Source organism: Intestinirhabdus alba (genome assembly GCF_009711095.1).
GTDB lineage: Bacteria > Pseudomonadota > Gammaproteobacteria > Enterobacterales > Enterobacteriaceae > Intestinirhabdus > Intestinirhabdus alba.
Genome location: NZ_WMJZ01000036.1, coordinates 1 through 11,746 on the forward strand (window position 1 = coordinate 1; position 11,746 = coordinate 11,746).

Below are 11,746 nucleotides of genomic sequence, written 5' to 3' on the forward strand. Positions count from 1 at the left end.
CCACGTAGCTCAGCGCCTCATCCCAGGAGACGGACTCCAGCCTGCCGCCGCGCTGGCGGCGGATCATCGGGCTTTGCAGGCGCGGGGTCAGGATCCGGGTATCATTAATAAAGTCCCAGCCGTAGTAGCCCTTCAGGCACAGGGTTCCCTGGTTGTTTTTACCCATTGCCGGCTCGGAGCCGACAATTTTCCCCTCCTCCACCACCAGACGCAGTTTGCAGCCGGCGGCGCAGTAGGGACAAACGGTTGTCACTTTTTCCATACTGAGACTCCCTCTATGGCATAAATAAGGTTGTCGCACCTGGGCTGTGTCCCTTAACCGATCGTGAGCGTTGCTGGCGGTCATTCAGGTCCGGGGCAAGGCGCGAGCCGTAATATTTGGTTATTCCAGATGCACGGCGAGTAACGCGGCAACGGCCCTGAATGGCCCCAGCCCTGCGGGACGCGAGCCACAAACGCATACTCTGTGTTGTCGGGCTTGAACGTAGTTCACTACGTCCTGCGCCCTCCGCCTTGATTACGCGCTTCTGGCTCAGCGTCGTCGCCACGCCCGGTTAAGGGGACACAGCTAAAACAGCAGTAAATAGCTAAAGCGGCTGCTGATACCGAGCGCAAGGGCGTCCTGGATCGCCGGAACCATCATCAGCGCCAGCAGCAGCAGGGCGAAAAGCGTCCGTTGAGCCATGCTTTACTCCTGCCCGTGCGCTTTCTGCACCTTGCGCAGCAGCAGCCACATTCTGACGGTCCGTACGGCGACGTTGCGCGCGGCCGAGCTGGTCGGCAGCGGGTCGGGGACGGGCGTTTCCTGGGATATTTTGATCTGCGGGATGCCGTTAAGCGTCAGGTTAGCCACGATGGCCGTTAAGGTGCCGATAGTGATGCCGCTGTGTAAAAAGAGCTGCATCATCGGCGGAAACTGGGTAAACAGGTTTGGCACCAGCACCGGCATCAGGCCGAGGCCGAGGGTCAGCGCCACCACCATACCGTTATTATTATTTCGATAATTGACCTGGCCCAGGGTGCGAATACCTGAGACGGCCACCATACCAAACATAACGATCCCCGCACCGCCCAGAACCGGCTTCGGAATCAGCACCACCAGCGCGGCCATTTTGGCGAACAGGCCCATCAGGATCAGGATCACCCCGGAGGCCGATACCACAAAGCGGCTGCGGACGCCGGTCAGGCCAATCAGCCCCACGTTCTGGGCGAAGGCGGCATAGGGAAAGAGGTTAAAGAAGCCGCAGATCGTGGTCGCCAGCCCGCAGGTGTTCAGGCCGTTGCGCAGCATATGGGCGTCAACCTTCCGGCCAACGATGTCGCCGGTAGCCATGATGGAGGACATGGTTTCCACCATGACGACGACCATAACCATAGAGAGCAGCGCGACGGGCACAATATGAAACTCGGGCCTGGCGAACTGCATAATTGCCGGCAGATGGAACCAGGGCGTGGCGTTGACCAGGTGGAAGTCCAGCGGGCGAAAGAAGCTCCACAGAGCGGAGCCGATGATCAGGCCAATCAGCACCGAGGTGTTTTTTACCACCCCGGAGGCAAAGGTATAGATGTTAAGGATGATCACCAGGGTGATGGCCGCCATCAGCAGCGCAAACATCTCGCCGAAGCCGTCCATGGTGCTGCTGCCTCCGCCCACCCAGCCGCCGGCGACGGGCATAATAGAGAGTCCGATTAGCGTGACGATGCTGCCCATCACCACCTTCGGAAAGAAGCGGATCAGGCGGCTGATCCAGGGCGCGCAGCAGAGGATAAATATCCCCGACACGATGACGGAGCCGGAAATGGTGCCTATGCCGTACTCCTTGCCGATAAGCACCATTGGAATGAGGGCGGCGAAGGTACAGCCCTGAATCAGCGGCAGCTTACAGCCCAGCCACTGCCGGATGCCCAACGACTGGACGATCGTCGCTGCGCCGCAGATAAACAGGTCGGCGCTGATAAGCAAAATAATGTGTTCCGCGGGCAGGCCGACGGCGTTGCCCACGACCAGGGGAACCGCTACCGCCCCGGCGTACATCACCAGAACATGCTGCAGACCGTATAGGAACATCTGGGATAAGGGCAAAATTTCATCAACCGGTTCAACAGCTGCCCTGGAACGTGAATCAGAAATAGCAGAGTCTTTCATGAAGTAGTCATCTCCTGTACGACCTCTGTTCCGTAGTTAGATTCAGAGGTTACGATTCGAAGGCGCTCGCCTCCCTGGATCTGATGTTGCCATCAGCGTGCTGCTCGCACGTAAAGACTTATGCGTAAGCTGTGCCAACACGAACGGCTTACCGGCGTTAAAAAATAGAAATGTGAAATAAATCACGGGGAACTTGCGCTATTGCACCAGTAAGGAAAATATCTGCAATGGGATAACGGAGTTTAAAAAATATCGCTATCACATTGAGAGAAAAAAGGTCTCATTTTGGTATATTTTATCGACGTGCTATTGTGCAAGGTCCGGCAACAAAAGGCTTTTTTGCCGCAGGGACGCCAGATTGCCAGCGGCGATTTAAAGGGTGATAATCAACCTGAGATTCGCCGGGCCATTCTGACAACATAGCGGCGGATTAATAAAAGGATATTTGACGAATATCGCAAAAATAAAATAATACCGGCGCAGAGCGAAAAATGCGCCTGATTATTGCATCGTATCTTCGCGTATTGTTGATAATAATAAAGGGAAGCAAATGAATAAATTTATTGTTGCCGATGTCGCAAACTGCATTGGCTGTCATGCGTGCGAAGTGGCATGTGTGACGGCGCATCATCAGGATGCATGGCCGCAGCAGCGTCGTGATTTTCTTCCGCATATCCATGTTGTTTTCCACCGTAACGCGAGCAGCGCTACCACGTGCCACCACTGTAACGACGCGCCGTGCGTGCTCTCCTGTCCGACCCAGGCGCTCTACTTCGCCGATGACAGCGTCCAGTTTAAAAAATCGGCCTGTATCGGCTGTAAAAATTGCGTTATCGCCTGCCCCTTCGGTGCCATAGAGATGGTGGCTTCCGGCGAGGATGAGCCGCAGCTGGCGCATAAATGCGACCTGTGCAGCGGCCACCCGTCCGGTCAGCAGGCCTGCGTCGCCAGCTGCCCGACCCAGGCGCTGCGGCTGATGGATGAGAGCGGGCTGCGCCAGCTGCGGCGTCAGCGACAGATCCGCACGGCGCAGGGCCAGCCGGTGCACCATGAGCAGCGCGGCGCGCGGCGCGCGGCTCTGCTGGATAAAGCGCCGCGGGTCGGGGCGAAGAAGATCGCCGCCGACGAGCGGAAACTGAATTTTGCCGAAATTTATCACCGTCTGAGCAGCTGTGACGCCGACTACGAGAGCGAGCGCTGCCTGTACTGCGCGCAGAAGGCGTGGTGCAACTGGACCTGCCCGCTGCACAATCACATTCCCGATTTTATCCGCCTGGTGAAGCAGGGGAAAATTATCGAAGCCGCCGAGCTGTGCCACCAGAGCAGCTCCCTGCCGGAGATCTGCGGCCGGGTATGTCCGCAGGATCGGCTGTGCGAAGGAGCCTGCACCCTGAAGGATAAGGGCGGTTCGGTGACCATCGGCAACCTGGAGCGCTACATTACCGATACCGCGCTGGAGATGGGCTGGCGGCCGCAGGTGGGCGACGTTACGCCGCGCAAAGAGCGGGTAGCCATTATCGGTGCCGGTCCGGCCGGGCTGGGCTGCGCCGACATTCTGGCGCGGGCGGGGGTGCAGGTCGATGTCTTCGATCGCCACCCTGAAATCGGCGGCCTGCTCACCTTCGGCATTCCCTCCTTCAAGCTGGAAAAAGAGGTGATGAGAATGCGGCGGGAAATCTTCAGCGAGATGGGCATCCGCTTCCATCTTAATCAGGAGATCGGCCGCGACGTGGCGTTCAGCGATCTGCTGGAGGGCTATGACGCCGTGTTCCTCGGCGTTGGCACCTATGGGCTGATGGCCGCCGGGCTGGAGGGCGAAGACTCTCCGGGCGTGGTGCAGGCGCTGCCGTTCCTGATCGCCAACACTCGCGAGGTGATGGGGCTGGAAGAGAGCGAGGAGTACCCGCTTATCGACATTAAGGGCAAGCGCGTGGTGGTGCTCGGCGGCGGCGACACGGCGATGGACTGCCTGCGTACCTCGGTTCGCCGGGGGGCTGCCAGCGTGACCTGTGCCTATCGCCGGGACGAGCTGAGCATGCCCGGCTCGAAGAAAGAGGTGGTTAACGCGCGTGAAGAGGGCGTTGAGTTTCAGTTTAACGTGCAGCCGAAATATATTCAGCGCAACCGCAAAGGGCAGATTAGCGCTATCGGGATGATACGCACCGAAATGGGTGAGCCGGGTCCGGACGGGCGGCGGCGTCCGCGGGAGATCGCCGGCTCCGGGTTTGAGCTGCCGGCCGACGTGCTGGTGCTGGCGTTTGGTTTCCAGGCTCATGAAATGCCGTGGCTGCGCGGTCACGGCGTCAGGCTTGACCGCTGGGGGCAGATCGTCACCGGCGGCAAAGGCCGCGGTACGACGCAGACCAGCAACGATAAGATCTTTGCCGGCGGCGATGCGGTACACGGGGCCGATCTGGTGGTGACCGCGATGGTTGCCGGGCGGCGGGCGGCGGATGAGATGCTGACGCTGTTTAAGCAGAAGGAGGGATCATGACCAGCTTTATCGTTGCCAGCGCTGAGCGCTGCATCGGCTGTCGAACCTGCGAGGTGGCGTGCGCGCTGGCGCACGTGACCGAGGGGGCGGAGTTCAATCCGCGGCTGAAGGTGCAGCGTCTGGATCATCTCAGCGTGCCGGTGATGTGCCGCCAGTGCGAAAACGCGCCCTGCGTGTCGGCCTGTCCGGTTGGCGCGCTGAGCGCGGGCAAGGAGCGGATCGCCGCCGATTCATCGCTCTGTATCGGCTGCCAGGGCTGCGCCGTCGCCTGCCCGTTCGGGGCGATTAGCGTGGAGGTCAGCGCGGCGCTGCCGCCGACGATCGTTAAGTGCGATCTGTGCGCCGGACGCGAAGACGGCCCGGCCTGCGTGGCGGTGTGCCCGACGGCGGCGCTGGAGAAAATGAGCGAGGCGCAGCTGGCGGCGCTGCAGAAGCAGCGGAAGGCCGCCACCGCCGACCGGCTGTTCCTGTAGGCGGGCCGCCGCGCCTCTCTTTTATTCAGCCTCAATCAGGCCGCCTTTCGGGCTATCCGGAAGGCGGCTCTGTTTTACCCCGCAGGCCGCCGACTGTGCCGATGCCTCAGACGTTGTACCCGCGTCCCGGCTTATATAACCAGACCGCACGCCCCGCGCCTTGCCCCGGATCTGAGCGATCGTTTGCGATACGCACAGCCTGAAGGTCCCGGCATGTTCTGAACGGAAATCCGCAGATAATAAAGCAAAGCGTATTGTCCACGGGAGGGGCGAATGCGTATAAAAAACCCGGCCACCGGCCGGGTTTCAGGTTGTTGACACAGAGGGAAAAAACGTGGTTTTTCCCTCTTTGTGGTTAGCCGCCGAAAATCAATGAATTGATTTTCCCTGTTTATTTTTGTGGTGATTATGGCCGAACGAGTTCGGCCTGAGGTTTGTCATCAGTCTCAAACCCGGCCATCGGCCGGGCTTGCTGTTGCTTATCAACGCGCGCCCGTTGCGCTATCAGCTGAGGGCATCCATGCGTTGCCACATTTTTTGCGCCGCCTTTCTGGCTTCGGCGAAGATCGGTTCGCAGTCAAAGGTGAACTGCCGATCTTCGTAAACCATCACGCCGTTGACCATCACGCTGTGCACGCTGGCGGAACCCATGCCGAAGGCGATATGCCCGGCGACGTTTTCGGCAATCAGCGGCGTTGGCGCGATGTAATCGCAGACGGTCAGATCCGCCTTGTAACCTGCCTCAACGCGGCCAAAGCGGGCGTTAAAGTTCCGACTGAGCAGCTCGTTGCCGTTGGTTAACGCTTTGGCGAAGCTGTCCGGCCACAGCGGGCCGCCGGCGTCGCGGTGCTTGAAGAAGGCGAACTTCAGCTCTTCAAACATATCGGAGCCGATGCCGTCGGTGCCCAGCGCCAGATTGCGGAAGGTTGTCAGCCGCTGGTTATAGCCAACGTGGTTGTTCATATTCGATCGGGCGTTGTGGACCAGGAAACCGTCGCGCTCGTTGAGCAGGCTGATATCCTCTTCGGAAAGATACAGCCCGTGCGCCACCAGCGTTTTGCTGTCGATCAGGTCATAGTCCGCCAGCCGGACCAGCAGATCTTTGCCATAGTGGTGGTGGCTGTGGGAGACGTCGTAGAGATCCTCCGCCGCGTGGATGTGCAGGCCCCGGCCGGTGGACTTCAGCGCCTCGCTCAGCATCGACAGCCCTTCATCCGGCACGGTAAACGGGGCGTGCGCGCCGATATGCGCCTCCACCAGGTACGGCTCGCGGCCATTTTCCCGGGCGCGGTCGATTTCGGCGGCAAAGCGAATGTTCTCCTCGACGCCCGCCTGCAGCTCCTTCAGTCCGCCGTTGCGATCGGTGGTTTCATAGCAGGTCATGCCGCGCAGGCCCACCTTCAGGAAGGCGTTGCGCAGCTGGCTCAGGGAACCCGCGATATAGTTCGGGGAGGCGCTGTGGTCGATAACCGCGGTACAGCCGCTGCGGATCGCCTCCAGCGAGCAGATAAGCCCGCTGTAGTACATCGACTCCTCATCCAGCGCCCGGTCGAGCCGCCACCACAGGTTTTTCAGGGTGGAGATAAAGTCCGGCGATGGCGCAATGTTGGCCTGAATCCCCCGCGACAGCCCCGAATAGAAGTGGTTATGGGAGCAGACGTTGCCGGGCATCACCAGCCGCCCTTGCATCTCCTTCACGCTGGCCTGCGGGTAGCGCTGGCTCAGATTGGTGCCCACTTCCTTAATCAGGTCGTTTTCAATGGCGATATCGACGTTGCTCTGCACCTTCGCAGGGTGCAGCTGCACGACGGTGGCATTTTTCAGAATTAACATACTCATACCTCGACGGCTCCCAGCAGATAGCGGTGATGACGGTGAACATGGCTGATAATCCGGCACATGTCGGCCAGCGGCGGCGGTACGTCGCTAAACTGGCCGTCGTCGGAGATGGTCAGGTTCCAGATCTGTTCGCCCTGGCGGATATGAACCCGCTGCGCGTCGACGAGGAAGCCGGGGTTGCTGCTGTTATTGAAGTCCTGCTCCAGGCTGAAGACGGTGATTTTGTCCTTATACGGCTTGCCCTGCCACGGGCAGAACTGGGCGCAGTTGCCGCACTCGTTGCAGTAGGCGTCAAGGTGCAGGGTCTGGAAGCGGTTCTGGAATCCGGGCACCGCAATCGAGACGTTGGCGCGGTTCGGGCAGACGTCCACGCACTTGCTGCACACATAGTTACACTCAAGGCAGCGCTCGACCTCCTGGGCGACAAAGGCGTCGCGATCGTCTTTATCCACCCGGGCAACCGCGATGGTCCCCTTACGGCGATAGATCTCCGCCGGATCGACGTTGTTCCAGCGCTTGTCGCCATAGTGGCTGCGGATGTTTTCCCGGGCGAGGATGACGTCGGTGGCCCGGCGGGCGTTGCCGATCGCCGAGACGATGGACGACGGGCCGCGCTGTACGTCACCAATCAGGAAAACGTTGGCTTTGCGGGTTTCGCCGTCGGCGTTGACCTCCGGCCAGCCCTGCGCGTCCAGCGGGATCCCCATCGCCGCCAGCAGCTCGCTGTCCTGCTGTTCGCCGATGGCGGTAATCAGCGTATCGACGTGCAGCGTCCAGGTCTTGTCGGTAGCCACCGGGCGGCGGCGGCCTTTTTCATCGACCTCGCCAAGCTTCATTTCGCGAACCGTTAAGGTGCCGTCGGCGTCAAACTGCTCCGGATTGCTGAGGAAATGGAACTGGACGTTATCGTGAACCGCCTCTTCATACTCTTCGCGCCAGGCCGGCATCTCCTGCCGGGAGCGGCGATAGATCACCGTTGCTTTCTCTACGCCGGGAACGCGCAGGGCCGCGCGGGCGCAGTCCATAGCGGTGTTGCCCGCGCCGATAATCGCCACGTGCTTGCCGAGCTGCAGGTTTTCTCCACGGTTGTAGTCGCGCAGGAACTCCAGCGACTTGCGCACGTTGGGGTTGTCGCCGCGCAGCTGCACGCCGTTGTTCTTATTGGTGCCGGTGCCGACGAGAACGTAGCGGAAGCCCTCCTGCTGCAGTTTTTCCACCGTCAGCTGCGGGTCGCAGCCGTAGACGATCTTCACCCCGTGGTTAGCCACGAAGTCAATATCATGCTGGATCAGTTCGCCGGGGATGCGGAACTGCGGAATGATGTTCTTCACCACGCCGCCGGCGTTGGCCTCGCGCTCATAGAGGGTGACCGGATGGCCGGCCCTGGCGAGGAAGTAGCCTGCCGCAAGCCCCGCCGGGCCAGCGCCGATGACTGCCACCGGGTTTCTCGAGCCGGAGCCTGCCGGCTTATGCCAGCGGCGCTGGTATTCATCCCAGCCTTTTTCCAGGGCGATCTTTTTCAGCTCGCGAATGTTAAGCGCGCTGTCGTAGTCGAGTCGCGTACAGTTGTACTGGCACTGGTGGTCGCAGATATGCCCGGTGATCGCCGGCAGCGCGTTGCGCTGATAAATCAGCTCCAGCGCGTCGGCGTAGCGCCCTTCGCCCATCAGGCGGATATATTCCGGGATATCCTGCTTGATGGCGCAGGCGCTGACGCACGGCGCGACGTAGCAGTCGGTCTGGGGCAACGGCTCCGCCACCTCAATGCGATCGTCCGGCTTCCAGCTTTTCTGGGTGTACGCCATGCTGACGGCCTTCTCGGCCAGGGCGTTGAGGCGGTCGACGTCGACCTGGGTCATCTCCCAGCCGTCCGCTTTTTCCAGCTCGCGCATGCATTCGCTCAGGCGCAGGTAGCCGCCCGGCTTCAGCAGGTCGGTCGCCATGGTGATCGGCCGGATGCCGGTTTCGAAGATATCGCGAATGTTAAGCTGGCTGGCCCCGCCGGAGTAGGAGACCGGCAGCTTGCCGTCGAAGGCGCGGGAGAGCAGGGCGGCAACGTTGATCGACAGGGGGAACAGCGCGCGGCCGGACATGTACATTTCGTCGCCGGGCAGCGCCCCTTTGTTGTTGACCGTCCCGAGGGTGTTGGTCAGCTTAACCCCGAAGCTGAGGTTCTTGCTCTTCGCCAGGGCCATCAGGCGCTCCAGCATCTCCAGCGCCTGGTCGATTTTTAAATCGTGGTTGAAGGACTCTTCGTTAAGGCCGACGTAGTCAAAGCCGCAGGTGTCGAGGATCTCACGCACTCGCGCATAGCCGAGCAGGGTAGGGTTGAGCTTCACGTAGGTGTTGAGCTGCTTCTCTTCCAGCATGTAGCGGCAAATCGCTTCGATCTCATCCGGCGGGCAGCCGTGCATGGTTGACAGCGTTACGCCGTTCACCAGGGTGGCGGGAATGCGCTGCGCCAGGGCGTCGAGACGTGGGCGAAGCGCCGTGAGCTGGTAGCGCTCCAGCAGCGCCTCATCGTTCAGCCAGCGGCTGAGGGTTGCGCGGTACTCGGCAAACTTAGGATGATCGGCGGCGTTCATCATATTATCGATAAACGCCTGCATCGGCGGCTGTTTGATACCTTCGAGGTTGTAGCCGACGCTCATGTTAAAGATAAACGATTTGCCGTTTTTCCCCGGCGTGAAGGGGAACAGCTCCTCCAGAAGATGCAGCACAAACCACGCCTTTAGATACTCGTCCCAGGCTTTCTGGAGGGTAAACTCCGTGGACCACTCGGTGTTAAAGCATTCATCTTCCGCGTCGATGCAGGGCTTTTCCAGCTCCAGACGGTCAAGGATCTGGACGGTTTTTAATTCGATAAACCGCCCGCCGGTGAGCCAGGAGGTGATAATGTTTTGCGCCAGCTGGGTGTGCGGACCGGCGGCCGGGCCTATCGGCGTGGCGCAGCCCTCGCCGAAGACGTTGACCCAGCGCCGGATGGTCGGCGAATAAAATTGCTGTTCAGGAATACCAAAAATGGAATGGTAGTGGTGGTATTCCTCAAATATGCGCGTCAAAAGTTCCTCAAACGGGACGGGACGCATGATATCCCCCATAATCCTCTCCTTTCTTTGTGTAATCGAACGGTCGGTTGGCAGTGATAATTCCGACGGATAAAGAGGGAGGAGCAACAATCACACCAGTTATTTCAATAAAGGTTAAGGAGCGTGTGAATTTGTGAGGGACATCTAATGTTAAACCCGCTTTGTGAATAAGCTCACGAAGGCGTAATGAGAATAAAAATCACTCTGCCCGGCAGCGTTCTTTTATTTATCAAAATCAGAGACCACCTATCACAATGATAATAATCGGGCGGACGGGAATGCAATCCGCTAAAAATCAGCCGCTGCGGGAGGCCTGTTTTTCCCCCAGACGAATAAAGTCGGCGGGCGTATCAATATCAAAAATGATTTCCGGGTAATTCATCTCAAGGAACCGATGTCTATCGCTTAATAATAGCTTGCGTACCGAGGCGGCGTGGCTCTGGCGCAGCAGCCGCTGCAGATGCGCGCTGGCGACGAGGATGGGATGGCCCGGCGTGCCCTGATACTGTGGGAGGATCGCCCCGGCGTCGCGCAGCGGCCAGAGGGTGCGGAAAATAGCCGGATGCAGGCAGGGAAGATCGCCGTGGGTAATAAAACAGTGCTCGCTTGTAACGCGCCGGGCACCGGCGCGGACGGATGAAAATAACCCCTGCTGATATTCGGCATTATGCACCAGGGTTATTTGCGGATGGCCACCATAGCGCTGTCGGAGAGCCTCGCCGCGAAATCCGGTTACCAGAATGATGCGCGAACAAAACTGGAGTGCGTTTTTAATACTTGCGTCAAGTATTGTACCACCCTGCCAGGGTAACATCATTTTCCATTGCCCCATCCGCGAGGATAAACCGGCGGCGGTAATAATACAGTCAATCTGCTTCATATTCCCTCAGAATAATGGATGCCGTTAATGGAAAATATACCGCACAGCGCTGAGCTTTTTTATGATTTAAACGCCTTTTCCCGCCCGCTGCTGATTGCGGCCGTCGGCGCGGGCGGCAAGACCAGCGCCCTGTTCTGGCTGGCCGGGCTTTTTCAGCAGGCCGGGCGGCGGGTGCTGTTGACCACCACAACCCATATGTTCGTGCCAACCGCTGTTCCACTGCTCCTCTGCCGCGACCCGCTGCGCCTGCCGGAGGCGGTCTGGCAGAGGCCGCTGCTGGCCTGTTTTTCCGCCTGGCTGCCGTCGGTGGGCAAGGTGCGCGGCTTTTCGCCGGCGCTGCTTGATGCGCTGGTGGCGCAGGCCCGCGTTGACGTGGTGCTGGTAGAAGCTGACGGGGCTCACGGTTTTGCACTTAAAGCGCCGGCTGAGCATGAACCTTGCATCCCTCAAACCAGTCGCTGCGTTATTGCCGTTACGGGGGGCGGAATGCTCGGGCGCGCTATAGGCCCGTCAACCGTTCATCGCTGGCCGCTTTTTTCCCGCATTACCGACGCCGCCCCGAACGAGGCGCTGAGCTGGCCGATGCTGTATCGCCTGATCCGCCATCCTCAGGGGGCCTTTAAGGGCGCGCCGGAAGGGAGTCGCCGTATCTGGCTGATTAATCAGCTTTCTCAAAATGAGAATTTACCGGACGGGGGGCTGCTGCAGCGGGGCGATATCGACGCCATCTGGGCTGGCGCGGTTCAGGAACGCCCGGCGATTACGCGAAGACGAGCGAGAGAGGGATGCCCTGGCTGGGTGAAAACGGGATAACCATTGAGGTTG

The 11,746-nt window shown here is 59.7% G+C and carries 7 protein-coding genes and 1 pseudogene; 3 read left to right on the forward strand and 5 right to left on the reverse strand.

The window, feature by feature from the left end:
• Positions 1 to 262 (reverse strand): annotated as a pseudogene (locus GJV78_RS19310) (formate dehydrogenase subunit alpha); the annotation flags it as partial.
• 426 nt (positions 263 to 688) lie between these two features.
• Positions 689 to 2,146: a nucleobase:cation symporter-2 family protein gene (locus tag GJV78_RS19315; protein ID WP_155109843.1), complete on the reverse strand. Its 1,458-nt coding sequence runs from the start codon at positions 2,144 to 2,146 to the stop codon at positions 689 to 691.
• Between the two features lie 550 nt (positions 2,147 to 2,696).
• On the opposite strand from GJV78_RS19315, the gene ygfT reads away from it, so the two are divergent.
• On the forward strand, positions 2,697 to 4,640 hold the full coding sequence (gene ygfT, locus GJV78_RS19320) for a formate-dependent uric acid utilization protein YgfT (protein ID WP_155109844.1): 1,944 nt from the start codon (positions 2,697 to 2,699) through the stop codon (positions 4,638 to 4,640).
• Positions 4,637 to 5,113 carry a 4Fe-4S dicluster domain-containing protein gene (locus GJV78_RS19325; RefSeq protein ID WP_155109845.1) on the forward strand — a complete coding sequence of 159 codons (477 nt, stop codon included), beginning with the start codon at positions 4,637 to 4,639 and terminating at the stop codon, positions 5,111 to 5,113. The genes ygfT and GJV78_RS19325 overlap by 4 nt, the downstream gene beginning before the upstream one ends.
• Before the next feature lie 504 nt (positions 5,114 to 5,617).
• Here the strand turns inward: GJV78_RS19325 and ssnA are convergent.
• The 3 genes from ssnA to mocA form a co-directional block, all read right to left on the reverse strand.
• Positions 5,618 to 6,952, reverse strand: a complete 1,335-nt coding sequence (gene ssnA / locus GJV78_RS19330; protein ID WP_155109846.1) for a putative aminohydrolase SsnA — start codon at positions 6,950 to 6,952, stop codon at positions 5,618 to 5,620.
• Positions 6,949 to 10,053 carry a putative selenate reductase subunit YgfK gene (gene ygfK / locus GJV78_RS19335; protein ID WP_155109847.1) on the reverse strand — a complete coding sequence of 1,035 codons (3,105 nt, stop codon included), beginning with the start codon at positions 10,051 to 10,053 and terminating at the stop codon, positions 6,949 to 6,951. The genes ssnA and ygfK overlap by 4 nt, the downstream gene beginning before the upstream one ends.
• 283 nt (positions 10,054 to 10,336) lie before the next feature.
• Complete coding sequence (mocA, locus tag GJV78_RS19340; protein WP_155109848.1) at positions 10,337 to 10,921, reverse strand: molybdenum cofactor cytidylyltransferase; 585 nt, start codon at positions 10,919 to 10,921, stop codon at positions 10,337 to 10,339.
• Positions 10,922 to 10,948: 27 nt separating this feature from the next.
• Here mocA and yqeC point away from each other — a divergent pair, with 27 nt between their 5' ends.
• Positions 10,949 to 11,734, forward strand: a complete 786-nt coding sequence (yqeC, locus tag GJV78_RS19345) for a selenium cofactor biosynthesis protein YqeC (protein WP_155109849.1) — start codon at positions 10,949 to 10,951, stop codon at positions 11,732 to 11,734.
• Positions 11,735 to 11,746 lie beyond the last annotated feature (12 nt).